At 63.1% G+C, this 24,366-nt stretch carries 26 protein-coding genes; 19 read left to right on the forward strand and 7 right to left on the reverse strand.

What is annotated here, in order from left to right; all coding sequences use genetic code 11:
• Positions 1-24: 24 nt before the first annotated feature.
• Positions 25-441, reverse strand: coding sequence for a secondary thiamine-phosphate synthase enzyme YjbQ (locus tag LT988_RS19490; RefSeq protein ID WP_232407173.1), 417 nt, complete (start codon positions 439-441; stop codon positions 25-27).
• 247 nt (positions 442-688) lie between these two features.
• On the opposite strand from LT988_RS19490, the gene recG reads away from it, so the two are divergent.
• Positions 689-2,812: an ATP-dependent DNA helicase RecG gene (recG, locus tag LT988_RS19495; RefSeq protein ID WP_232407174.1), complete on the forward strand. Its 2,124-nt coding sequence runs from the start codon at positions 689-691 to the stop codon at positions 2,810-2,812.
• 13 nt (positions 2,813-2,825) lie between these two features.
• On the opposite strand, the gene LT988_RS19500 is transcribed toward recG, so the two are convergent.
• Positions 2,826-4,568, reverse strand: a complete 1,743-nt coding sequence (locus LT988_RS19500; RefSeq protein WP_232407175.1) for a chloride channel protein — start codon at positions 4,566-4,568, stop codon at positions 2,826-2,828.
• Between the two features lie 480 nt (positions 4,569-5,048).
• On the opposite strand from LT988_RS19500, the gene LT988_RS19505 reads away from it, so the two are divergent.
• On the forward strand, positions 5,049-5,450 hold the full coding sequence (locus tag LT988_RS19505; RefSeq protein WP_232407176.1) for a hypothetical protein: 402 nt from the start codon (positions 5,049-5,051) through the stop codon (positions 5,448-5,450).
• A gap of 213 nt (positions 5,451-5,663) precedes the next feature.
• Here the strand turns inward: LT988_RS19505 and LT988_RS19510 are convergent, their stop codons facing one another.
• Positions 5,664-6,626, reverse strand: a complete 963-nt coding sequence (locus LT988_RS19510) for a serine hydrolase (protein ID WP_232407177.1) — start codon at positions 6,624-6,626, stop codon at positions 5,664-5,666.
• A 363-nt stretch (positions 6,627-6,989) separates the two neighbouring features.
• The gene (locus tag LT988_RS19515) at positions 6,990-7,349 is read right to left on the reverse strand and encodes a TusE/DsrC/DsvC family sulfur relay protein (RefSeq protein ID WP_232407178.1); all 360 of its coding nucleotides are present in this window, start codon (positions 7,347-7,349) and stop codon (positions 6,990-6,992) included.
• A gap of 342 nt (positions 7,350-7,691) precedes the next feature.
• On the opposite strand from LT988_RS19515, the gene fcl reads away from it, so the two are divergent.
• Both fcl and gmd read left to right on the forward strand, forming a co-directional pair.
• Positions 7,692-8,618: a GDP-L-fucose synthase gene (gene fcl / locus LT988_RS19520; RefSeq protein WP_232410620.1), complete on the forward strand. Its 927-nt coding sequence runs from the start codon at positions 7,692-7,694 to the stop codon at positions 8,616-8,618.
• 363 nt (positions 8,619-8,981) lie between these two features.
• Positions 8,982-10,073 carry a GDP-mannose 4,6-dehydratase gene (gene gmd / locus LT988_RS19525; protein ID WP_232407179.1) on the forward strand — a complete coding sequence of 364 codons (1,092 nt, stop codon included), beginning with the start codon at positions 8,982-8,984 and terminating at the stop codon, positions 10,071-10,073.
• Between the two features lie 104 nt (positions 10,074-10,177).
• On the opposite strand, the gene LT988_RS19530 is transcribed toward gmd, so the two are convergent.
• Positions 10,178-10,576, reverse strand: a complete 399-nt coding sequence (locus LT988_RS19530) for a transposase (protein WP_232407180.1) — start codon at positions 10,574-10,576, stop codon at positions 10,178-10,180.
• A 107-nt stretch (positions 10,577-10,683) separates the two neighbouring features.
• On the opposite strand from LT988_RS19530, the gene LT988_RS19535 reads away from it, so the two are divergent.
• Positions 10,684-11,115, forward strand: coding sequence for a hypothetical protein (locus LT988_RS19535; protein WP_232407181.1), 432 nt, complete (start codon positions 10,684-10,686; stop codon positions 11,113-11,115).
• Between the two features lie 4 nt (positions 11,116-11,119).
• On the opposite strand, the gene LT988_RS19540 is transcribed toward LT988_RS19535, so the two are convergent.
• Together LT988_RS19540 and LT988_RS19545 are read right to left on the reverse strand one after the other, a co-directional pair.
• Positions 11,120-12,145, reverse strand: coding sequence for an IS1595 family transposase (locus LT988_RS19540; RefSeq protein WP_232407182.1), 1,026 nt, complete (start codon positions 12,143-12,145; stop codon positions 11,120-11,122).
• A 51-nt stretch (positions 12,146-12,196) separates the two neighbouring features.
• Positions 12,197-13,042 carry a recombinase family protein gene (locus tag LT988_RS19545; protein WP_232407183.1) on the reverse strand — a complete coding sequence of 282 codons (846 nt, stop codon included), beginning with the start codon at positions 13,040-13,042 and terminating at the stop codon, positions 12,197-12,199.
• 331 nt (positions 13,043-13,373) lie between these two features.
• Here LT988_RS19545 and LT988_RS19550 point away from each other — a divergent pair, with 331 nt between their 5' ends.
• The 14 genes from LT988_RS19550 to LT988_RS19610 all read left to right on the forward strand — a co-directional run bounded on the left by LT988_RS19550 (position 13,374) and on the right by LT988_RS19610 (position 24,141).
• Positions 13,374-13,592: a hypothetical protein gene (locus LT988_RS19550; RefSeq protein ID WP_232407184.1), complete on the forward strand. Its 219-nt coding sequence runs from the start codon at positions 13,374-13,376 to the stop codon at positions 13,590-13,592.
• A 448-nt stretch (positions 13,593-14,040) separates the two neighbouring features.
• Positions 14,041-14,310: a hypothetical protein gene (locus LT988_RS19555; RefSeq protein ID WP_232407185.1), complete on the forward strand. Its 270-nt coding sequence runs from the start codon at positions 14,041-14,043 to the stop codon at positions 14,308-14,310.
• Positions 14,311-14,403: 93 nt separating this feature from the next.
• Positions 14,404-14,673: a hypothetical protein gene (locus LT988_RS19560; protein ID WP_232407186.1), complete on the forward strand. Its 270-nt coding sequence runs from the start codon at positions 14,404-14,406 to the stop codon at positions 14,671-14,673.
• A 41-nt stretch (positions 14,674-14,714) separates the two neighbouring features.
• Positions 14,715-15,587 carry a DUF2887 domain-containing protein gene (locus tag LT988_RS19565; RefSeq protein ID WP_232407187.1) on the forward strand — a complete coding sequence of 291 codons (873 nt, stop codon included), beginning with the start codon at positions 14,715-14,717 and terminating at the stop codon, positions 15,585-15,587.
• Between the two features lie 632 nt (positions 15,588-16,219).
• Positions 16,220-17,545 carry a group II intron reverse transcriptase/maturase gene (gene ltrA, locus LT988_RS19570; protein ID WP_232407188.1) on the forward strand — a complete coding sequence of 442 codons (1,326 nt, stop codon included), beginning with the start codon at positions 16,220-16,222 and terminating at the stop codon, positions 17,543-17,545.
• A gap of 226 nt (positions 17,546-17,771) precedes the next feature.
• A complete protein-coding gene (locus LT988_RS19575; RefSeq protein ID WP_232407189.1) occupies positions 17,772-17,990 on the forward strand; it encodes a hypothetical protein in 219 nt (72 codons plus the stop codon).
• Positions 17,990-18,409, forward strand: a complete 420-nt coding sequence (locus LT988_RS19580) for a type II toxin-antitoxin system VapC family toxin (protein ID WP_232407190.1) — start codon at positions 17,990-17,992, stop codon at positions 18,407-18,409. Before LT988_RS19575 ends, LT988_RS19580 begins: the two co-directional genes overlap by 1 nt.
• 728 nt (positions 18,410-19,137) lie before the next feature.
• On the forward strand, positions 19,138-19,920 hold the full coding sequence (locus LT988_RS25615; RefSeq protein ID WP_456300841.1) for a reverse transcriptase domain-containing protein: 783 nt from the start codon (positions 19,138-19,140) through the stop codon (positions 19,918-19,920).
• Between the two features lie 585 nt (positions 19,921-20,505).
• Positions 20,506-20,700, forward strand: coding sequence for a DUF3368 domain-containing protein (locus tag LT988_RS25620; RefSeq protein WP_408648018.1), 195 nt, complete (start codon positions 20,506-20,508; stop codon positions 20,698-20,700).
• Between the two features lie 273 nt (positions 20,701-20,973).
• Positions 20,974-22,005 (forward strand): NAD-dependent epimerase/dehydratase family protein, encoded by a 1,032-nt coding sequence (locus LT988_RS19590; protein WP_232407191.1) that lies wholly within the window; start codon positions 20,974-20,976, stop codon positions 22,003-22,005.
• Positions 22,006-22,116: 111 nt separating this feature from the next.
• Positions 22,117-22,368, forward strand: a complete 252-nt coding sequence (locus tag LT988_RS19595) for a DUF433 domain-containing protein (RefSeq protein WP_232407192.1) — start codon at positions 22,117-22,119, stop codon at positions 22,366-22,368.
• Positions 22,369-22,581: 213 nt separating this feature from the next.
• A complete protein-coding gene (relB, locus tag LT988_RS19600; protein WP_232407193.1) occupies positions 22,582-22,809 on the forward strand; it encodes a type II toxin-antitoxin system RelB family antitoxin in 228 nt (75 codons plus the stop codon).
• 580 nt (positions 22,810-23,389) lie between these two features.
• Entirely contained in the window at positions 23,390-23,728 is a 339-nt protein-coding gene (locus tag LT988_RS19605; RefSeq protein WP_232407194.1) for a nucleotidyltransferase family protein, read from the forward strand.
• Positions 23,725-24,141 (forward strand): HEPN domain-containing protein, encoded by a 417-nt coding sequence (locus LT988_RS19610; RefSeq protein ID WP_232407195.1) that lies wholly within the window; start codon positions 23,725-23,727, stop codon positions 24,139-24,141. Before LT988_RS19605 ends, LT988_RS19610 begins: the two co-directional genes overlap by 4 nt.
• The last annotated feature ends 225 nt before the right edge of the window (positions 24,142-24,366 follow it).

Here is a 24,366-nt window from a genome sequence, read left to right on the forward strand (position 1 = left end):
CGAGCAGCGCGGCGAAGCCTGATCTCACTCGCCCTGGATGGTTAGGGTGATCCGGCGCTGGTGGCCTCGCGTGCGGTGCTCGTATAGATACAGACCCTGCCAGGTGCCGAGCGCACAGGTGCCCCCGCTGATCGGAAGCGTCAGCTCGACTTGAGTGAGGATGGCGCGGATGTGGGCGGGCATGTCGTCCGGTCCCTCGTCGCTGTGCTCGAAGCGCCGGTCGCCGTCCGGGACCAATCGGGCCATGAAGGACTCGAGGTCGCTCCGTACCGTCGGGTCGGCGTTTTCGCAAAGGATCAGGGATGCACTGGTGTGATGGACGAAGACGTGACAGAGTCCGATCCGGACACCGGAGGCCCGAACCTGTTCCTGGAGGTTCCGCGTGATGTCGTAGGTGCCGCGACCTTTGGTGATGACCGAGAGTGATTTTTGAAGGATCATGGGGTTGGGTCAACGGTTGTTGAAGATCGACGCCTTCGCACACCGGCAGAACACGACGACGGATGCCCGAATGAATCCCGATTGGCGGTTCGATTGCATCCGTTGACGGTGTCCGACCGACGCGACGCGTCATCTGGGTACCGCTCGGGCACTGAATACCCATTGCGCCCCGGAATCACCACCGCCTAAAAACGAGGGTTTGAACCGCAACGCCGCAAGGGGCGCAGAGACAATAGTAGGTTAAACCTTGACCGACAATGCCCCGGGGTCGTGCGAGAATCCATCGCTTCCGACCCCTTCGCTCGACACCATCCCGGTGGAGCGGCTCAAACGGGTCGGTCCGCGCGTGGCCGAGCGTCTCGGCAAGCTCGGTGTACGCACCGTTCAGGACCTCCTCTTCCATCTGCCCCACCGCTATCAAGACCGCACGCGCTTGGCCGCCATCGCCGAGCTGCGAGCGGGCGACGAGGTGCTGGTCGCGGGCGAGATCCGGGAGGCGGAGCTCGCGGGCGGGCGCCGCCGCTCCTTGAAGGTCTGGCTCTCGGACGGTGGGTTCGGCGGGCTCATGCTGCGCTTCTTCCATTATTCCAGGCAGCAGGTCGACGCCCTCAAGCCCGGCGTTCGGCTGCGCTGCTACGGCGAGGTGCGGCAGGGGCCAAGCGCCTTGGAGATGGTCCACCCGGAATATCGCATCCAGTCAGAGGAGCCGGTCGCGATCGAAGAGCGCTTGACCCCGCTCTATCCCTCGACCGAGGGCCTGCAGCAATCCTCCTGGCGCGGTCTGACGGACCAGGCTCTGGCGCTCTTGGCACGACAGGCGCCGCGCGAATGCCTGCCGGACGAGGTCTTGCGCCCCTTGGGTCTGCCGAGCCTCGTCGAGGCGCTCGCCTATCTGCACCGTCCGCCGTTGGCTGCCGACCCCGTCGATCTGATCGAGCGCCGTCATCCGGCCTTTCACCGCTTGGCCTTCGAGGAGCTGGTCGCGCATCAGGTCAGTCTGCGACGGTTGCGTGCAGCGCAGCGGGCGATCGTCGCGCCTGTCCTGGCGGGCGACGGGGCCCTGCGCAAGCAGTTGCTCGATGCCTTGCCGTTCCGGATGACCGCGGCGCAGGAGCGGGTCGTCGCCGAGATCGCGGCCGATCTGCAGGACGACCGCCCCATGCAGCGTCTGCTCCAAGGCGACGTGGGGGCCGGCAAGACGCTGGTTGCGGCGCTGGCGGCCCTTCAAGCGATCGAGTCCGGCGCACAGGTCGCCTTGATGGCGCCGACCGAGCTCTTGTCCGAGCAGCATCGACGCGGCTTTGCGGGTTGGCTCGCCCCGCTCGACATCGAGCCCGTCTGGCTGGTCGGGCGCCACAAGGGCCGTGAGCGTGCCGGGCTGCTCGAGACCATCGCGAGCGGTCGTGCCCGCATGGTGATGGGCACCCACGCACTCTTTCAAGACGACGTCGTCTTCTCCGACCTGGGTCTCGTCATCATCGACGAGCAGCACCGATTCGGCGTGCACCAACGCATGCGTCTGCGCGCCAAGGGCGGCGGTGCCGGCGGTGCGCCGCATCAGTTGATCATGACCGCCACACCCATCCCGCGCTCCCTCGCCATGACCGTCTATGCGGATCTGGATCTCTCTGTGATCGACGAGCTGCCGCCCGGTCGGACACCCATCGTCACGGTCGCGGTCCCGGACACCCGTCGCGAGGAGGTGATCGCGCGCGTCGAGCAGGCCTGTGCGCAGGGGCGCCAAGCCTATTGGGTCTGCACCCTGATCGAGGAGTCGGAGGCGTTGGAGTGCCAGGCCGCCGAAGAGACCGCGCGCCAATTGGCCGAGAGCCTACCCGGAATCCGCATCGGCCTGGTGCATGGGCGTATCAAGGGGCCTGAACGCGAGACGGTGATGGCGGCCTTTGCCTCGGGCGATCTGGACCTTCTGGTCGCGACCACGGTCGTGGAGGTCGGTGTCGACGTCCCGAACGCCAGTCTCATGATCATCGAGAACCCCGAGCGTCTCGGTCTTGCGCAGCTGCATCAACTGCGTGGCCGGGTCGGGCGCGGGTCGGTCCAAAGCCACTGCGTGCTGCTCTTCCATCCGCCCCTGTCGATCGCTGCGCGCGAGCGTCTCGGTATCATCCGCGCGGCCGAAAGCGGTTTCGAGATTGCGGAGCGCGATCTGGCCATGCGCGGTGCGGGAGAGGTTCTCGGCACGCGCCAGACCGGCACCGTGCAGTTTCGTGTCGCCGACCCCCTGCGCGATCAACATCTGGTCGCCGCCGCCCAGCAGGCCGCCGACCTGATCCTGGCGCGCTATCCCGATCGGGTCGAGCCCTTGATCCAGCGCTGGCTCGGATCGCGCGAGCTGTACGGAAGCGTGTGAACCCGCACGGTGCTCAATAGCGATACGCCGATTCGATCCGCTCCCGCGTCAAGACGCCGTAGATGTGCGTGATCCCGGGCGCGATCATCCGCTGCACGTAGAGCGCCTCGGCGCCGCGCGTCTGCATCAGATCGAGCGCCTCTTGGAGGGTCGCCTGGAGATGGATCGGCGCCAGCTCGAGCCGATTGCCGGGGATCGCGAGCAGGTCGATCTCCTGCGCATCGGGTGTCAACGAAAGGGCGCTCGCCACGGCGATACCGGGCATCAGGTAGGCCGGTCCGCTGTCCTTGTCGACGATGACCCATTCGGGTCCGTCCGCGACCAGTCGTTCCGCCTGCTTCCGCGTCAAGCGTTGTTCGTGCCGGGCAAAGCGCGTGTTCATCGCGCCGCCCACGCCGATGCGTCTCAGAAGATGCACCACCGGGTTGGCGCGGTAGTCCAGTCCGTTTGCCCGCAACGTCGTGAGGAAGAGCGAATCCCGGCCGAACAGCTCCTTGCTGGTCAGCGCAGCCAAGATGATCACCAACATCCCCGGCATGATCACCCCCGGGCTGTGGGTCAGCTCCACGATGGCGGTCAATGCCGCCAGAGGCGCTTGGAGGCTGGCGCCCATCATGGCCCCCATCCCGAGCAACGCGAAGAAGGCGACCTGATCGGCCTCGACCCCGGTGAAGGCGACCGCCGCGACACCGACCAGGTTGCCGACGATGGCGCCCATGAAGAGCGCGGGGCCGATGGTCCCGCCCGGGATCCCGAGTCCCACGCTGGCCGAGGTCGCCAGGAGCTTGAAGAGCAGCAGCAGGAGCAGGAAGCTCCAGGTCAGCGGTTCGGTCAGCAGTCTGCGCAAGGTGTCGTAGCCCAGTCCCATCACCTCGGGGACCAAGGCGCCGGCGATCCCGGCGATCACCCCGGCCAAGCAGACCCGGCGGAAGAAGCTCAGGCGTTTGCCCCAGCCCGCGATCGTCTTGATCGACTGGATGTAGGCCGCCGAGAGTGCGCCGACGAGGAGCCCGAGCACGGCCACCGGGAGCAGCGCGGTCAACGAGGTCACTACCACGGGCGCGACCCGAAACACTGGGTCGCTGCCGAAGACGACGACCGACAGGGCATTCGCACTCACCGCGGCCAGGATGATCGGCACGAAGCTCGCGACGCTGTATTCCAACCCCAGCACCTCGAGCGCGAAGATCACGCCTGCGAGCGGCGTGTTGAACGACGCCGAGATCCCGGCCGCCGTTCCGCAGGCCGCCATGTTACGGATACTGTTGTTGGGCAGCGTCAGGAACTGCCCGATCAGACTCCCGCTCGCGGCGCCCAAATAGACATGGGGTCCCTCGCGTCCGACCGAGTGACCGCTGACGATCGCGATCGCGGCGCCCAAGAACTGAAGCACGAACCCGCGCAGGGTCATGTGTCCCTGGTGATATTCCATGCGCTCCATCACGCGGGCGACGCCGAGCACATAGATGCCCCGCGCGAACCGCACGAACAGCAGCCCGATCAGCACCGCGCCGAGCAACGGCAGCACCAGACGCACCAGGACCGGCAGCGCCTCGTAGTTCTCTCCGTGAACGGGCAGCGTCGTCGCCTGCAGACCCTCGACGGCGAGCCGAAAGGCGACGATGACGAGCCCGGCCGCGACGCCGGTGAGCAGGCCCAGAACAGCCGGCCAGAAGAGGGCCTCCGGGCGCGAAAGCCGGAGTCTCAGCGACTCCAAGGCGCGATGCAGCCGATTCCCCGATGATGTGCGTCGCATCGTGCGCGGTCCCCCGTTCAGGGCGCGGCGAAACACCCGTGAAAAGCCCCCGGCAGAGTCCGCGCATCATCCCAGATCCGGCCTCCTTCATCCCGCCGGCGACCCAACCTCGCGGAAAAAGCATGACACCGGCGGCCCAACCTCAAGGAAACTCGTGACACCGCTCAGCGGTGTCACGCATGCCCCTGGCGCTCTGCGCCACGTGACGCTAAACCGCGTCCAGAGCGAGATGCTCAATTTCGAGCGAGCTCGACGTTCGGTGCATCCACTGCCCTTGGCGGAGACGCGGTTTAGAATTTTCTGTTTTTTAATACCTTAAACCGCGCCGGCTCCGACAATGATCGGAGCCGGCGCGGCCAAGCCAACCCAAAAAACTACGCATACCGCACTGGGCGCGGTTTAAGTCCGGAGTTACGAATAAGGCACGCCCTCGGTATATCATTGGCGCTCCGAGCTCAGACTAAGCGGGGGAGTATTTCGATGGATCGCGCGAGTGAAAGCCAAGAGATTTGGGTCTTTTCGACATTGGTAGTGGGCTTTGCCCTATCGTTCTTGATCGCCGTGGTGCCTCATTACAACGGCGCCTACCGGCTTGAGCCCTTGATGCTGGCGGCCTGGATGATCCCCTATATCATCCTGTCGGTAATCGTGTGGTTTCTGCGAGGCCCGGTTCGGTTGCGTACCATCCTGGGCGTGGTCTGGATACAGCTGCTCACGGTCCTGATTCAGCGGGCCATCCTCGGCGACCCCGATGGCCTGTCGCTGTTTCTGATGCCGCTCGTGACGGCCGTCGGCCTGTTGCTCCTGATCCCTCAGTTGTGCGGGCGCATGGAGGAGGGGCCGCTCGGTCCGCTCTGCGCGCGGGTCCTGAAGCGCACCTAGCGCGGCACGGCAGATGTGTCGAGACCCTTCGTTGTCGTTGTCGTGATCGACCATCGATACGACAACGATCTCGGACGGTCTCGGAATCTCTAGGCTGCACCATGAGCGACACGCGCCGCCGCGAACCTCGTGGCGGATTCAGGTGCCGACTGGTTGGCGTCGGGCGGGGTGGGAAATTGAAGCCGCTCCGACGCCCACGCCACTGCGCTCTCGTCAGACCAGCCGATAGCGGTCCCTCATGTCCTGGTAGATCAGGTTCGAGACGCGGCGGATGACGTCCCCTCGACTGCGGATCCAGGCGCCGTAGTTTTCGGCGCGGCTCGGTCGCTCGATGATCCCGACCACCGTGTAGGCGCGGTTGCGGCCGCGCCGATCCGGGATCTCGATGACACCCATATCGCCGCAGAGCATCGCCGTCGAGCCGGTCTTGTTGTAGACCCGGGCCGTCTCGGGCAAGCCGGCCACGCCCTTAGACAGGCGATTGCCGCTGGGCAACCCCATCATGCGCAGCATCTCTTTGCTGTTGGGCATGCGGCCATCCCAAACGGAGATCAGAAAGCGGCTGTAATCGTGCGCCGAGGCCTGATTCCGGTAGGTCTGCCCGGTCGTCGGGATCTTCTCGACGATGCGGGTCTCTCGGAAGACGGCGGGCGCGCGCTGCTTCAGGACCAACTCGACATCCGCGGGACCGCGGCGGGACTGGTGCTCGCTGACCAGATCCATGATCTTGTTCGTGTCCGGGTTGCTGCTGCGTTGGAGCATCCGCTCCATGCTCTTGCGGACCTCGTCGGTGTAGCGGACCTGGCCGCGTTTACCGTCCATCTGGAAGAAATACGCCTGTGCGACGAGCGGCTTGATCATGCTCGCGGCTTGTCGCGGCACGCCCTCGTTGATCGAGACGATCTTCTTGCGGGCGGTGAAATCGTAGACCGACCAGGAGGTCTTCTCGTTGGGTTGGAGCAGGCCTTGGCGGCGCATGCTCGTCACCAGCTCGACAACCTGGCGCTGCAGCGATCCTCGGTTCGATGCCGCTTCGGCAAGGCCGGGCACGCCTCCGGCCAAGACTCCCGCGGAGGTCGCGGCAAGTGCCGCAAGAAAGGCACGTCGATCGGGACGAAGCGGGTGCTCGTCCTCGGCGATCGCCTGTGCATCGACGTCATTGCGCTCGTATATCATCGGCTCCCCCCTTGATCCGGATTCGGCCTGCGGCCGCCTGCCGGTCCGGGTGAGCAGTGATTCGGAGCATCCCCGGTCGGCGTCACGAGGCGTCCGCGGGACATGCTTCAGCCTCGGACGTCCCCAAGCGAAAGGCGGTAGCAGTTCGAGACCAAGGATAGGCGGGTCCTACCTGAATGGCAAGAAAACGCCGATAAAAAGGCTCGATATGTCAGAAGGATTGAGCCCGTTATTGATGAGAGTTGGAATCAGCCTTGACGTTGCCCCCGCGATGCCGAAACCTTGACGGAGGGCGCACCCGGCGCGCGGTCACGGACCGCGACGCCGCTTGTATACCGAGCGCACGTCGACTCGGTAGAGTCCTTATTGGACGCTTCCGAACGACTTGTCCACCGCGCCCGACGGGGCCTGGAGTCCGGCGAAACGGCAGCCTTGCGCGACCGGACCGCCCGGGAATATCCCGTAGAGATATTTCAGTCCGCCGCGACCGTGAAAGGCCTCGTCGAGCGCGTCGTGAAGATCACGCACATTGGGTTTCTCGTGACGTGCGAAAAAGTCCTGCAACGCCTTGATCATGTCCCAGTGATCGTCGCTCAGCGTTATATCGTCGGCCTGAGCCGCGGCGACCGCCTGCTCGCGCGCCCAGCCCTCCGGGGCGTCCGGAAACTCGGGGTCGTGCACGACGGAGCCCGGATTCATGATCTCACCCATGCTTTGTGCCACGATCGTTACCTCCTGAGAAAAAATGATTGGTCGTCGTTGCAGTGCTGCAGCCATCGGCAGCGCTGTGCCCGATGCTGCGATCCGGGCGGCCGAGAAGCCGAATCCCAGATCGCGCTCGGTAGGGCATGAGTGTCGAACCTGAGGAAGGTTCCGTCAACCGCTTCGCTGGATTCCAAGGCGCGCACGCCGGCGTTTCGTGGATTCTCGGCGTGCAAGGCTGGCGAGCCGACCCGTGGGGGCGCTACCCTATGCACTCCCGAACACATAACATCGATAACGGAGATCGGCGTGAGCGAGCAGGACGAGGTCGGGGCCAGGACCTATATCGCCGGACATCGCGGCATGGTGGGGTCCGCCATTGCACGACGGCTGGAGGCCACGGGTGTCTCGAACATCCTAACGCGCACCCACCGGGAGCTGGATCTTACGGATACCCGCGCGGTCGATGCCTTCTTTGCCGAGACGCGCCCGTCCCGGGTCTATCTGGCGGCAGCCAAGGTCGGCGGAATCCAGGCCAACAACAGCTTCCCGGCCGAGTTCATCCATCAAAACCTGATGATCGAGGCCAACATCATCCATGCCGCCTGGCGCAACGGCTCGGAGCGCCTGCTCTTTCTCGGCAGCTCCTGCATCTATCCGCGCCTCGCCCCGCAGCCCATGACCGAAGAGTCCCTCCTGACCGGACCGCTCGAGTCGACCAACGAGCCCTATGCCGTGGCCAAGATCGCCGGGATCAAGCTCTGCGAGTCCTACAACCGCCAATATGGGACCGATTTCCGCAGCCTGATGCCGACCAACCTCTACGGACCCGGCGACAACTTCGACCTGGAGAACAGCCACGTCATCCCGGCGCTGATGCGCAAGTTCCATGAGGCCAAGACCCAAGGTGCGCCCGCGGTAACCGTCTGGGGAACCGGCACGCCGCGTCGCGAATTCCTCCACGTCGACGACCTGGCCGATGCCTGCGTGCATCTGATGGGGCTCGCGCCCGAGACCTATCGAGCCCACACCCGGCCGATGTGCTCCCACGTCAACGCCGGGACCGGGGAGGACGTCAGCATCCGCGAGCTCGCCGAAACCATCGGCGAGGTCGTCGGCTTCGAAGGCGAGATCCGCTTCGACACCGACAAACCCGACGGCACCCCGCGCAAGCTTCTGGACGTGAGCCGTCTCGCCGCTCTCGGTTGGACTGCGCGCACCCGGCTTCCCGAGGGATTGGCGCAGACCTACGCCTGGTTCCTCGACCACCGGGACGCGCTCAGGACTTAAACCGCGCCCAGCATGGTATGCGATGTTTTTGGATCGGATCGGACCCGGCAGACGAGACAACCGCTGGAGCCGTCGCGGTTTAAGATATTAAAAAAGGACACGAAAGCTCTACTCGTTGTCGTTGTCGTTGTCGTTGTCGTAATCGGATTCCGGACGAACACGACAACGACAACGAAAAATTCTGCGACGGTTTGCTCAAGACTTACGGCGTAAGGGGCAAAATGCCTTCCAGGCATGCGCATTCGGGATGCCTATTGTCGGAAATCGCCTTACGATCCGGCAAGCCGATCGTTTCGCCCCGCATTGTCCAGGGCCGCCTCAACGGCAACACAACAGATTGCATATCGACATCGGGGTAAGGACATGACCACCAAGAAGGCGCTGATTACCGGCATCACGGGACAGGACGGGGCCTATCTGGCTGAGCTGCTCCTGTCCAAGGGCTACGAGGTGCACGGCATCAAGCGGCGGACCTCGCTCTTCAACACGGACCGCATCGATCATCTGTACCAGGATCCCCAGCAGCCGGACCGGCGTTTCGTGCTGCATCACGGGGACATGACCGACTCCTCAAGCCTGATCCGGATCATGCAGCAGGTCCAACCCGACGAGCTCTACAACCTCGCCGCACAGAGCCATGTCGCCGTCTCCTTCGAAGAGCCCGAGTACACCGCCGACTCCGACGGCATCGGGACCCTGCGACTGCTCGAGGCGATCCGCATCCTCGGCCTCGAGCGCAAGACCCGTTTCTACCAGGCGTCCACCTCCGAGCTGTACGGCAAGGTCCAAGAGGTACCCCAGAGCGAGACCACGCCCTTCTACCCGCGCTCGCCCTACGCGGTCGCCAAGCTCTACGCCTACTGGATCACCGTCAACTACCGCGAGGCCTACGGCATCTACGCCTGCAACGGCATCCTCTTCAACCACGAGAGCCCGCGACGCGGCGAGACCTTCGTTACCCGCAAGATCACCCGCGGACTCGCCCGCATCAAGCTCGGTCTTCAGGACCGGATCTATCTCGGCAATCTCGATGCAAAGCGCGACTGGGGCCACGCCAAGGACTATGTCCGCATGCAATGGCTGATGCTCCAGCAGGACGCCCCCGAGGACTTCGTGATCGCCACCGGAAACCAATACTCCGTGCGCGACTTCGTCGCCGCCGCGGCCGCGGAGGTCGGTATCCGGATGCGCTGGGAGGGCGCAGGCCAGTTCGAACAAGGCTTCGACGAGGCCACCGGCGCCTGCATCGTCGCCGTGGATCCACGCTACTTCCGCCCGACCGAGGTCGAGACCCTGCTCGGCGACGCCACCAAGGCCCGCGAGCGCCTCGGCTGGTCCCCCGAGATCGGCTTCGAGGCCCTCGTCGCCGAGATGATGCGCGACGACCTCAAAGAGGCCGAAAAAGACGCCCTGTGCCGGCGCGAAGGCTTCAACGTGGCGCAACGACACGAGTAAACCCGCTCCCTGGCCACCGGCATCGGCGTCCAAAAGGGCTAGTTTCGACCGCGTGACACGGCTCCGAGACCGGGCAAGTATTCCGCTGCCGCCCGTCGACCCGCTCAAGCACTCGCCCAGGCGGCGGGCGGTACCGCACAGGCGCCGCGGCGGTGGCGAATCGGCGCCGCGAGGCGGACCGGCGCGCGAGGCGCCCTTGCAGGCGTCGTCATGAGCTGCAGACGATGAAAAATGACGCTTCGAGTTCGCCTTCCGCCCGAGCGGCGGCGCGCTTCACAGGCCGCCCGGAAGCCGTCGAGTCCGAGGACGCTCAAGACCCGTCGGAAGTTGTCGCAGTGGACCAAAAGGGCTAGTTCTCCCTGAACCTTCTCCAGGCCGCGGACGAGGAAGTGGTCCCAGCCCATCCAGCGCTTGAGGGTGCCGAAGGGGTGCTCGCAGAGCGCCGCTCGCGCGCGCATCGCCTCGGGGTGCTCGGCCATGCGCGCGCGATGGCCTTCGACCACATCGGCCAGCTCCGAGCGGTAGATCCGGCATTATGTAGCAAGCGCACATGACCGGACCCGGCCGCCGGGCGAGAATCCGACCCTCCATAGGCAGAGGAGTTGGCATCATGTCCGATACGCAGGTCCTGGGCGGGTTGATCGCGAAGCGGGGCGAGCTGGCCGGGCACGTGGAGCAGTGTCGTCGTGAAGTGCAGCGACTGGCGCAGGAATTGACCCACCTGGACGCCACGATTCGTCTGTTCGATCCGGACGACGCCGTCGGCGCCGTTCAGTCGAAGGGGCCACGTCACCGGCAACAGTGGTTCGCCTCGGGCGAATGCCAGCGTCTGGTCCTGGAAGCCTTGCGCGATGCGCTCGAGCCGTTGTCGGCGCGCGCGGTGATGCAACTGGTGGCCGCGCGCAAGGCGCTCCCCGAGCATCCCGAGGTGCGCGCGGGCGTACAGAAGACGGTCCAGGCGGTGCTGCGCCGTCTCGCGGCCAAGGGTGCGGCGCGGGTTGTGGCGCTGGACGGTCAGACGCAGGTCTGGACGCGCGGTTGAGCCCTCAGGCGGCCAGCAGCTCCGGGCGGGCGGTATTGCCCTGCCAGTAACCGCACCAGTCCCGATGCGGGCGGGTGCGGGCACATTTGGCGAGGATGTCGTCGAAGATCGCCCCGTTGGACCAGCGCCGGGTGTCTTCTCGGTAGGGGGCCTCGTTGGCGTAGCGCGCCAGGTGGGACAAGCCGCACTTGTGGTGTTGGCCGATCTGCATGCGCCGAAACCGCGCGAAATACGATTCGGCCTGATTGTCGGTCGTTCCGTCCGCGGCGCGGTAGGCGTGTTGATGGTTGACCCGACGCATCGCATAGCGCCCGTGCAGCAGATCGTAGGCATCGGACGCGTCGGCCGAGAGCGTGGCCCCCGGCGCTATGAAGCGAGCCGCCAGCGCGCCGACGTCGGTCTGATTCTCCCGCCCGATGATGAAGGTGAGGGTGCGCTTGCCGCCGACTCGCCCGAGCGGATCGTCCGCCGGGTGGGTCTCGCGCATCACCAGCACACAGCGCTTATCCGGGTTTTGATGTTCGGCGAGACGCCGATCCACACGATCCTCGGCCCGGTTCTCGGGGCGTACCGAGCCGTTCGTGTAGGCCCCGTCGAGCTGCACCTCGCCGCTCAGTGCGGTCTCGTCGCGCTGCGCTATGAGACTCTCGCGGATCTTGTGCATCATGACGAAGGCGCTTTTGTACTGCACGTCCAGGTCACGGCTCAGTTGCAGTGCCGACAGCCCCTTCGCGGCATTGCTGTAGATGGCGATGGCGCCGAGATAGACCTGCAACGGCAACTTATGGTGGGCAAAAATCGTCCCCGAGGTTACCGAGAAGGTGTGCCCGCAGGCGCGACAACGCCACTGCCGGCGGCTCGGCAGGAACCAGGGCTGCTCCGCGACACCGCAGGCCGGACACACCGGTTCGCTCTCCGGACCCCAGCGCATCGCGCGGAAGCGCTCGAAGGCTTGCGCGTCGGTCATCGCGAACACTTCGCGCACGGAGAGCGTCCGGGCAGCAGCCGACAAGAGGAAGTGCTGGGACATGGCATGCTCCGAGGGCTGGGTCGATCGTGCCAGTGTGCTCCCGGGGGTGGCTCAAAACGTGAGCCTGCGCGCTAAGTTGTTGATGCAAAATTCGTGTGCGCCTGCTACAGAATGCCGGTTCAGTGTCGCACGGTTGGGGCGACGCCAGTCGAGCTCGCCGGTGCGCGGACCGCTGCGCACTCGATCGGGCAATTGGATATGGTGGTCGACCAGATCACGCAGGACCCCATTGATCGTCCCGCACCGTTGGAACTGCCGAAACACCGTCTCGATCACGCCCCGAACCTGCGCGTCCGGATCCTTGAGCACCTCTCCGGAAGGCGCGCGGACATAGCCGCGCGGCAGCAGCGTGTGCAGCTCTCCGCGGCGTGCCTTCGCGCGCTTGCCCTCGAGCATGCGCTGCTTGAGGATGTGCAGCTCCGCTTCCGACATCGTCCCCTTCAGCCCCAACAGCAACCGGTCGTTGTCGATCTGCGGATCATAGACCCCGTCGGCATCCCCGATCAGGGTCGCAAACAGTCCGCAGACCGCGAGCAATTGATACCAGTCCCGCGAGCTGCGCGCCAAACGCGAGATCTCGATGCCGAGGAAGATGCCGACATGATCCAGACCGACTTCGGCCATCAGCCGCTGAAAGCCGGGCCGACCCTCGGCGCTCGCCCCGGAACGGCCCAGATCCTCACCGATCAGGAGGATCTGCGAGGGCGACCAGCCCAGCTCCACCGCCCGATCCACCAAGGCGTACTGCAGCCGGGTCGACTCCTGGTGGCGCTCCACTTGCTGCAGCGTCGATTGGCGCACGTAGACCACGGCCTGGCGCTGCAGATGCGAGGACTGGATCCTGCCGTACGTCGGGTTGATCGGCGCACGGTACACGGGCGAGAGGACGGTGCTCATCGGCGTTCTCCTCTGCCGTCCCGGTCGCGCTCAGCCGATGTTCGACCAAGCGACTCAGCAGGACAATCAGGCGCTCTCGCTGCCGCGGCGGCAGTGTGCTCAAATCGATCGGAGCCTTGCGCGTCATGCCGGTGATCCAGCCATTTCGCAAGTTTCAACAACGCCCTACAATCCAGTATTGGTGACGTTTCGGGGGTTGTCAAAAACGCATCTATGGCGGTTTTCGTGATGGGGTATCGAAACCGGATTCAGAGAAATCAAGCAGGAGATCGGCAGTGCTCAGACGCAGACCCGCAACCCCGATGCGGTCACCAACCATCTGCACTTCTGTATGGTGGCCACCACCATCACCTGGATCTACGCGGCCAGTCTGGAACAGGCCCCCACGCGGCGCTACGCCGCCGCGCGTCGGACCGAATATGCCTTCGCCGATGTGCGCCGAGCGCTCGCCCACGATCTCGCCGACGTGGGTTTCGGGGTCGACTGCGGCGATCCCGGCCACGGCAATCGAAATCCCCTCGTCGCTGCAGTCATGGGGCTGGTTGCCTGAGGAAAACGAGAAACTTCAGCGAAAATGAATATGCCATCTTTATCGGCTGCGTGAGCACCTCGTCCGTTGTAACGATTCGAACCGATCGGAGCGACTGGCTGACGCGAACAGTGCGGTCATGCAACTGATCTCGGGGATTCAGTAAGGCGATCCAATAACAGGTATCCGCAAACACTGTTCGCTTTAGCGGCTTTTGTTCGGTCCGTAGAGGCAGTGATCGAGCTCCGTCGCGCCATCTGATGGAAGGGTGCTCCACTCCTCGGCGGGAACATCGCGCGCAAGTTCGGCGGCAAACTCCCAAATCGGGAGTGATGCCGCTTCGTTTTCTTGAAGCGATTCGGCTATCTCCAATACCAACCTGATAAGCATCTAGCCGACCCCGCCCGCGGGCCTACAGTTAAGGTAGAAGAAAAGACCTGAGCTGGAGACCCGGCGGGAGGAGTCGACGATGAAACTCTACGGCGGAATCGATCTGCATTCCAACAATAGCGTCGTGGCCCTTTTGGACGACGAGGACCGCGTGGTGTATCGCAAGCGGTTGGCGAACGACGCGGCGCTGGTGCTGGAATCCCTGGCGCCGTATCGCGAAGCGATCACGGGACTGGTGGTGGAGTCGACCTACAACTGGTACTGGCTGGTCGACGCCTTGATGGACGCGGGCTATCAGGGGCACTTGGCCAACACCGCGGCGATCGTGCAGTACAGCGGGCTGAAGTAAAGCGACGACGATTCAGACGCCGCCTGGCTGGCCAAGCGGCTGCGCCTGGGGCTGTTGCCGGAGGGCTCTATCGACCCCAAGGAACAGCGCGCCGTGCGTGATCTGCTGCGACGGCGCAGTCGCCTGGTCCAGCAGCATACGGCCAACGTCCTGGCGGTGCAGAACCTGGCCGCCTACGTCGAGGCGTCCTATGTCGAGCTCTACGAGGGACAAGCCCTGCACGAGGAGATCGAGCGCTTTCTGATCGAAGCCGGGTTCACCCTGGACGGCCGTTTCAATACCCACATCCACCAGGGCGAGCCGGTGCAGGCGGATCTGCTGTTTCGGCGCCGAACCTCAAGCCTGCGCGAACCAAAAGGCTAAGCGGCAACACATCTGTTCCCTTATTCTGAAGACGGACTCTTGTGAAGACCGACCATCCGATTTACCTGTTTCTCTCCGCTGGCCCCGAGGCGTTCCGGGTGCTCACCGGTGGGCATCGCTTGGAAGGCGACTACCGTTTCTGCTCGCTGACCATCGCGGGTCTGGAGCGGCGCCTGGACGGGATCTTCGAGCCCGAAGGGCACGCCGGGCCGGTCTATGTGGTCGAATTCCAAGGACAGGCCCTCGGGAAGGCTTGGTACAATCTGCTCGTGAAGATCGGTCTTTACGGCGAAGAGCATCCCGAGCGCGAGGTGGTGGGCGTCGGGGTCTTCCTGCGCGAGCAGGATGTGCCGGGGTGTCCGAGCTGGGCGAACCGGGCCGATGCGCCGCTGCTGCGTGTCGCGCTGCGTGACGTCCTCCCGGAGTGGTTGGCGCGCGAGCCGGATAATCCCTATGTGGCGGTCTTTGCGCCGCTGCTGATCGAGGACGATGCCGAGTTGCGGGCCCGAGCCCCGGCGCTGTGGCACACGGTGCAGGCAGCCGCAGTGCCCGCGGAGGTCCGCGAGGTGCTCGGAGAGGTCTTGGAGTATTGGTTTTTCGAGCGATTTCGCGGGCTCACCGCGAAGGAGATCTGGGCGATGTTGAATCTGGTGACTCCCATCCAGGAAACGCGGGCCTATCAGTCGATCTTTGCCGAGGGCGAGGCCAAAGGCGAGGCCAAGGGCAAGGCCGAGGGCGAGGCCGAGGGCAAGGCCAGTACATTGAAGCGCCTATTGACGCGCCGTTTCGGCGCTGTCCCGGCTTGGGCCGAGCGGCGGATCGACGCGGCCGCGGTTGCACAGCTGGACAGTTGGCTCGACGGCATCTTCGGTGCCGCGAACGTGGAAGACCTGATCGGTCCCGGGTCCGGCTAACGGGTGAGCCGGTGCCGGCGGATCTGCTGTTGCGGCGCCGAAATCCGCGCACGCCGGAAACAAACCCGTGAGCGAAAAGAGTCACATTTCAAGACCTGGGTGACCTGGCAATGGTTGCCCGCTGTGAGAGAGCCGCGCAAGCGGGAAGCTCTCCCGAGTAGGGCTTAGTCAGCCGCTCGGAAATGTACTGATCGAAAGGCATGAGCCGGACGGCCAGAGACATGAGGGACACGAGGTGAAGGGTGATGCCCTGAATCCGACACATAGCCCCGAGAAGAAATGATTTTGGGTGAGAGCCGATCCTGTCAGGTCGGGCGCAGGCCATGCGGGAGGTGCGTGATCGACGAGCACCAACCGTCCCCCCGGGGTCTCAGACGGCATCGAGTGTCACAACGGCGGCAATGAACCAGGCGAGCGACGATCAAGGGCTCTTGGAGAAACGCGCAATGCAGTACCCGAGTATGAGCGCCAATGTCACAAGAGGTGCTCAAATGGCCGCGTCGCGAGTGATGAGGACCGGTATGCCGCAACGGTTAGCGATGAAGAGGGGTAATGTCCTCCGAGCGAAGGTCCTCACGGTGGGTTGAGCGTCGAGGCGGAAACATTGTCACGATACAAGGCGTGAACAAACAGTGAGCACAGAGTCGAGACGTCTAGGCGAGAAGGCGCGCAATGATCCACGGCTGGTCTTCAGCAGTCTTCATCATCATGTCTGCGATGTGGATCACCTGCGCGCCTGCTTCGAAGCACTGCCCGCGGATCGGGCAGTGGGGATTGATGGCATCACGAAGGAGCGCTACGGAGCGAACCTGGAGGAGAATCTCGAGGCGCTCTCGAGCAGGCTGAGGAACATGGGCTACCGGCCGCAACCGAAGCGGCGCACCTATATTCCCAAGCCGGGAAGCGAGAAAGGGCGACCGCTGGCCATCAGCTGCTTTGAAGACAAGCTGGTCGAGCTGGCGATCAAACGGGTTCTGGAACCCATCTACGAGGTGCAGTTCGAGGACCGCAGCTACGGCTATCGGCCGGGGCGCAGTCAACACCGATGCCTGGACGATCTCGGGCGGACCATCCAGCAGCGCCGTATCAACTATATTGTCGAGGCTGATATTCGCAGCTTCTTCAACGAAGTCGACCATGGGTGGATGCTGAAATTTCTCCGCCATCGGATCGGCGACCCGCGGATCGTCCGCCTCATCGCCCGCCTGCTCAAGGGCGGTATCCTGGAGGACGGGCTGGTACAGGCCAGCGAGGAGGGGACGCCGCAAGGCTCGATCCTCTCGCCGCTGTTGTCGAACATTTATCTGCACTACGTGCTGGACCTCTGGTTCAGCTATCGGGTACGACCGCAAAGTCGCGGCGAGGCGTACTACTTCCGTTTCGCCGATGATTTTGTCGCCGGCTTTCAGAACCGGCAGGACGCGGAACACTTCCAAACGGCCCTCGGCGAGCGGCTGAGAACATTCCGGCTGCGGCTGGCTGAAGAGAAGACCCGGTGTCTGGCGTTCGGGCGCTTTGCCCGAGACAACGCGCGGGCACGGGGCGAGAAGCCCGAGGAGTTTACCTTCCTCGGCTTCACCCACTATTGCGGCAAAAGCAAGAAGGGCCACTTCAAGGTCAAGCGCCGCACCAGCCGCAAGAAGTTCGGGGCCAGCCTGCGGGCGTTCAATGATTGGGCGCGACGCGTCAGGCACAAGCAGACCAAGGGAGAGATGCTCATCCGCGCCAAGGCGCGGATACAGGGACACCTCAACTACTATGCCATCACGGACAATGCACGCAGTTGCTCGCGCTACGTCTATCACGCCACGCGCATTCTGCGCCGGTGGCTCAACCGCAAGAGCCAGCGTAAGGCGTACAACTGGGACCAGTACAACGACGTCCTGCGTGAGGTCGCCTGGCCCCGCGTGCAGATCCGCACCGACCTGAATCCCTTTCGAAGAGCGGAGGCTTGCTGAATGACCGACCGAGGAGCCGGATGTGGGAAAGCCGCTTGTCCGGTTCCGAGAGGGGCCGGGTCGCAACTTGGACCACGGGCGAGATCATGTGGCACCGCCGGGAAACCAGGCGGCAAACAGAGAACACAAACGTCGCCCTACCGTTCGGGGAGTGCCCGGCCTACTCAAAACCCCGAGCTCCCTTATTCTCGCCAAGATGACGACTCAAGCAACGAGGGCCAAAGACATGCAAATCGTGCTGGATATCCCGGAAACACTGGCCGAGAAGCTGCGCGCATTGCCGGATCCGCAACAATTCGTAGTCGATGTATTGGTTCAATCCCTTGACTGTGGACTGAGTTCCGATCAGTGGTGGATGCTGTTAGAGGACATCGAGTCGGTTGCTGTCGATACCGGGGTCGCTGATCTCGCCGCGAATCACGATCACTATCTCGGCACGATTTGATGAGGACCATTTTCGTCGATACCGCCGCCTTGATCGCATTGGGTAACCGGCAGGACCAATGGCACGTCCAAGCCGTTGCGATGAGTCGTCAACTCACCCTGGCAGGATCCCGTTTTGTCACCACTGATGCCGTCCTGCTTGAGGTTGGCAACACCTTCAGCCGGGCAGCCTATAAACCAGTCGCACTGCGCTTGATCCAGACCGCGCGCGAGTCACCTCGATGGCGCTGTATTGCATCCGAGCGTGAGTTAGTTGATCGTGGACTTGCTCTGTTTCGACAGATGACTGATAAGGATTGGAGTCTGACTGACTGCATCAGCGTTGTTGTTGCAGGAGAGCGAGGGTTGCAGCAGGTTTTCACAACGGATCATCATTTCACGCAAGCGGGCTTCGAAATCCTATTACGCGAGCATGCCTGAAAGACTGTGCAGAAAACGTGGTCTGTGATGCGCCAGGACAAACTGGCAAGAGGTAGTCGATGAAAGTTCGATACGAAATAGAAAGGGCGATTCGTTTCGGCCCCGAGTCATGGGGGATATGCCGTGAGGCGTAGCTCCAAGCGTTGACAGGGGAAACCGGCAGGCCAGCCATTGAGCCGCGAAATCACGAACTCCGGGATGCCGACGTCGTACAGACAGGCGGAAGGCGACACGGCTGCGGGCGCTAATCGCAAGTGCGCAGACGATCCCGCGCGGTCGGAGACCCTGAGCATGCCGGGAAGCCTTTTGCACAGGACCTGGGAGGTCTCATCCGTACCCGGCGCCGACCGGGTGGGGCGGGGAAGGCAAAGCCGTCATCCCGCCATCGACGCGGATGAGAAGTCGGATACGCTCGTAGTACCGAAGAAGCTGCCGAACAAGGGGGACAACCCCGCGGAGGTGGTGGAGGGAAGGGGCGTAGCCGAGGGGAACGCTGGAGAGGCGCCCACGCACCGGACACAGAGCCGGGATCGCGTGTCGATGGGTCTCGAAGGCGTACGCGAAGCGGCCCGCCGGGATCGGCGGGCACAGTTCACGGCACTGCTGCACCACATCACACCGACGCTACTGGAGGAGAGCTTCCATGCGCTTCGCCGGGACGCGGCGGCGGGGGTGGACGGCGTGACCTGGACCAGCTACGAGGGGGCCTCGCCAGTCGGCTGGAGGACTTGCACCGGCGGATTCATACCGGTGCCTATCGCGCCACGCCGTCGCGGCGAGTCTACATCCCCAAGGCGGATGGTCGTTTGCGTCCGCTGGGGATTGCCGCCTTGGAAGATAAGATCGTGCAGCAGGCGGTGGTGACCGTCCTCAACGCGATTTATGAAACGGATTTCTTGGGGTTCTCCTATGGCTTTCGACCTGGCAGGAGCCAACACCAAGCGCTGGACGCGCTCTATGTCGCCATCGACACCAGGCCGGTCAACTGGGTCTTGGACGCAGACATCCGTTCGTTCTTCGACATGCTCGATCACGGGTGGATGATGCGATTCCTGGAACACCGGATCGCGGATCGACGGATCCTTCGACTGATCCGCAACTGGCTGAAAGCAGGCGTCATCGACGAACAAGGACGGCGGGTTCCCGGCGAACGGGGTACGCCGCAAGGTGCGGTGATTTCGCCGTTACTGGCGAATATCTACTTGCACTACGTTCACGACCTTTGGGCGCACCAATGGCGCCGGCGGCACGCGCGCGGCCAGGTCATCCTGGTCCGCTATGCCGATGATAGCGTGTATGGATTTCAGGCTGAGGTGGAGGCGCGCGGCTTCCTTGCGGACCTGCGCGAACGCCTTCAGCGCTTCGGTCTGGAACTGCATCCGGAGAAGACGCGGCTGATCGAGTTTGGCCGCTACGCTGCTTCCAACCGGAAACGCCAGGGATTGGGAAAGCCGGAGACGTTTGATTTTCTCGGCTTTACGCACATCTGCGGCAAGACCCGGAAAGGCTGATTCGCGATCGTCAGACGCACCGTCAAAAAGCGGATGCGGGCGACGCTGGCGGCGATCCGGGGGCGACTGAGGGAGCAGCGCCACGCGCCAATTCCGGAGCAAGGAAAATGGCTGGGCCGCGTCCTGCGGGGCTACTTCAACTACCACGCGGTGCCGGGCAATCTCAAACGCCTGGACGGCTTCCGAGCGGAAGTCACCCGCGCCTGGCGTCAGTCTCTCATGCGGCGTAGTCACAAGCACCGGATGCCCTGGTCGAGGTGTAACAGGCTGGCTCGAAAATATCTACCGTCGGTGAAACTGGCTCACCCCTACCCGACGGTTCGCTTCGCGTCATGACCCGAGGCAGGAGCCGTATGCGGTAATTCCGCACGTACGGATCTGTGCGGGGGGCGGGGGGTAACCTCCGTCCCTACCGCGACCCCCGGTTTTCGCATTGGGCGCCGCGACCTCGGCCGGAATGGTTCCTGTCGCGTTCTGTCGCGCGGGCACCGGCAACTGACCGGCCTTATACCAGTTCCAGGCCGTACGTTAGGAGATGCCTTGTTGCTTGGCCCAAGCGCTGAGTATCATGCGTCTTAAATCAGCATGACCTGCCACGCTCTTCGATGCTTTCTTTCAACAGTTGGAACCCCGGGAACGATAAGGGTTTTGCTGGAGGCCAAACAGAGCGGCCTGATCGACTCGATACTTCAACCGTTGGAATCGATGCGGGAAAACGGCTACCGTATCCACGAAGACAGTGTGCAGGCCGCAGTACGACAGCCTGGCGAGGCATTTTAGATGTCTTCAAGTTCCGGGTCGGGCGCTTTGGTGAAATGCCTGATCCGGGTACACTTGCGCAGACCGATCTCAAGCCTTCTGTCGAGTGCCGCCGCCTTGACACCCCCGTGACCCAAGGCGAGTGGTCCGGCGCAACGGCAGACCGTAGGTTGTGCTGACGAGTAGGTTGTGCTGACGATAGGAAGCACAACGTGCACCCAAGCACAAACGATCCGACCATGCAGTGGTTGTAAGCCCCCAACCTCGAGAGAACGGACGCAAGGGAACGGACGCATGTCGACCCCCTACAACGATCTCCTTGCCGCGCTCCCCGCGCAGCCCAAGACCTGGCTCGTCACCGGCGTGGCCGGCTTCATCGGCTCCAACCTGCTCGAAACCCTGCTCAAGCTCAACCAAACCGTCGTCGGGCTCGACAACTTTGCCACCGGTCACCGGCACAACCTCGATCAGGTCAAAACCCTGGTCACCCCGGCCCAATGGACGCGCTTTCGCTTCATCGAAGGCGACATCCGCAACCTGGACGCCTGCCGCACCGCCTGTGCCGGGGTCGATTCTGTTTTGCATCAGGCCGCACTCGGCTCGGTGCCGCGCTCGCTGGAAGACCCCGTCACCACCAACGCCGTCAACATCGACGGCTTTCTCAACATGCTGGTGGCGGCCCGCGACGCCCGGGTCGGGCGCTTCGTCTATGCCGCCTCCAGTTCGACCTATGGCGATCATCCCGAACTGCCCAAGGTCGAGGACCGCATCGGCAAGCCCCTTTCGCCCTACGCCGTGACCAAGCGGGTCAACGAGCAGTACGCCGAGGTCTTCGCCCGCGCCTACGGCTTTCAGAGTATTGGCCTGCGCTATTTCAACATCTTCGGCGCGCACCAGGACCCCAACGGCGCCTATGCCGCCGTGGTGCCCAAATGGACCGCGGCGATGATCCGAAATGAACCGGTCTGGATCAACGGCGACGGCGAGACCAGCCGCGACTTCTGCTACATCGCCAACGCCGTCCAGGCCAACCTGCTGGCGGCGACGGCCGAACACCCCGAGGCGGCCAACCAGGTCTACAACGTCGCGGTCGGCGAGCGCACCACGCTCAACGCGCTGTTCGAGGCCATTCGGGCCGCCCTGGTACCGCGCTTTGCGCATCTGGATGGATTTCAGCCCAGCTACCGCGATTTTCGCGCCGGCGATGTACGCCATTCGCTGGCCGATATCGGCAAGGCGCAGCGCCTGCTCGGGTATGCGCCCAGTCATCGCATTCGGGATGGGTTGACCGAGGCGATGGCGTGGTACGTGAGGGATCTGGAATGACTGAGATCAGTCAATGCCGACTGACTGAGTGCGTGCCCTCGCACAAGGGAGTGGCAAACAATAGTCGTTTTTCAAGACCCCCAAGCCTGCTCATCCCCGGAGCATAACGCGATGAACGAAGACCAACTGTTGCAACGCATCACGATCAACCCTGAGATCTTCGGCGGTAAACCGATCATTCGCGGTCGACGCCTGGCCGTGGAGCATGTCCTGGGAATGCTCGCGGCGGGAGATGATTTCGCTACTCTGCTCGAAGGCTATCCGTGGCTAGAGCGGGCTGATATTCTCGCGTGCCTGACCTATGCGCGTCGCCTCGTCGAACATGAGCGCGTAGAGCCCATCATCGTCAGCGCCGCCGCATGAAGCTATTGCTTTCACCAAAGACCGCGTGCGCATCCGGACCGGCGATTCTGAGGCGTCATAATCGTTGAGGTTGCAAACTCAATGCTTTTCAAGATTCCTCTGACCTTGGCGCAACAATGGCAGACTTGTGCAACCTGTGCGATGGGGAGCCCCCGGATTCCCTCCCTTGAAGGAAAACGTGTTCTAACCCCTTTTTCCTTAAGAGGGCATGTCATGGCGACATCTGTTCGGCTCGATCCAGCGATCGAGGAACGACTTAAGCACTTGGCGGCATTAACCGGCCGCACCAAGGCGTTCTATCTGCGTGAGTTGGTCGAGCGCGGCATCGATGACTTAGAGGACTACTACCTGGCGGATGCGATCATGGAGCGCGTTCGCAAGGGTGAAGAGCTGACCTACAGCCTAGAGGACGTGGAGCGCGAGCTTGGCCTGGCGGATTGAACTGACCGCCGGAGCGAAAAAGCAGCTCGCTGCTGGGCGGGCGGATCAAGGGTGGACTCTATGGCGAGATGCCAGATCTGGGTTCACTAGAGCAGGCCGATCTCAAGTATGCTGTCGACTATCGGCGACTCTATGACACGGTGGCCGCGCGATGGTGGGATAATCCGCCTGCGGATATCGAGGCGCAGGCTCCGGAAACAGCGTGGCTATGAACAACGATCACCGGCAGGCGTCGGTCACACTTCTCGACAAGGGATCGGACGTCGAATGCCCGCTGATATCGTCAGAGATGTCGATGCCAAGCGAGATGCCGCGCTCATGAGACCAACCACTCAAGGCCGAAAGAACGTGTGACACCGCGCCGCGAGAGATACTCGTGACACCGCTCAGCGGTGTCACGCATGCCCCTGGCGCTCTACGCCACGTGCCGCTACGGCAAGAGTGACAAACAAGGACAATAGAGTAATGGGAGATCTGATCTCGTGTGCGTGAGGATCCGTGAAGTGGGAGAACTGGCCCGGATTCCCGAGGCGCTGGCGCCCTACGTGCCCCGGTTCCGCTATGACCCCATCGCCCCTTCATGAGCAGACCATCGAAGCTGATGCAAACATCCTCCGACGACGTACCATCCGCTTTTGCGCATGAAGTCCGCAAAAGACTGGGCGCACACATCAAGGAGCTGCGTCTCTTCGGCTCGCGTGCCCGAGGCGATGCTCGAAACTATTCCGACTATGACATGCTGGTGATCGTTGATCGTCGATCGCCGGAAATCCGCGCCGCGATTCTGGATATCGAAGTAGACTTGATCGACCGCTACGACGCATTGGTGACATCCATCGTCAGAACCGAAAAAGAATGGAAGCAGCGCCAAGGAAGTCCCCTGGCCCTCAACATCGAACGCGAGGGACGGTTGTTGTGACACCTCAAATCGAGGCGGTGCTGCGAAAAGCCGCCGAGAAACGACGTGTCGCCGAAATGCTCGTGACGAACGGCGCCTGGGACGATGCGGTATCCCGAGCCTATTACGCGGCCTTTCATGCCGTCAGCGCTTTGCATCTGTCGCAGGGCAATTCATTTTCATCGCATGCGCAGTCGATAGGGCGATTCAATAAGGAGTTCGTGCGAACAGGTATTTTCCCCAGTGAGTTTACAGCTATACTGACGCGCCTGTTCGAGGATCGTCAAAGCGGCGATTACGATTTAGCTGGATTGATCACCGAAGAAGAAGCAAAACGGGATGTGGGCGATGCAAATCGCATGCTCAAAGCAATCGACGGTTATTTACGCCACGGATGGGTACGGATCCACATAGAGGAAGAAGGCCAAGAATGAGACCTGACCTTTGTGGCTCCGGGCTTTGTGGTTCTGAAAAATCAAAAATGTGGTCTGTTCCTGGTTTCCCATTCAACGTGAGGCTGACCCTGGGGCCTGCGAATGGCAAGAGTCGAGACTTGACCCCGATGAGCCCCCGCCCCCTTTTATCCCGAGGTCGGAGCGGGCCCTGCTCGACCATTTGCCCTGGCCGGGATAAAAATCGCGGAAAAGGGCTCTAACCCT

Source organism: Thiocapsa bogorovii (assembly GCF_021228795.1).
Taxonomy (GTDB): Bacteria; Pseudomonadota; Gammaproteobacteria; order Chromatiales; family Chromatiaceae; genus Thiocapsa; species Thiocapsa bogorovii.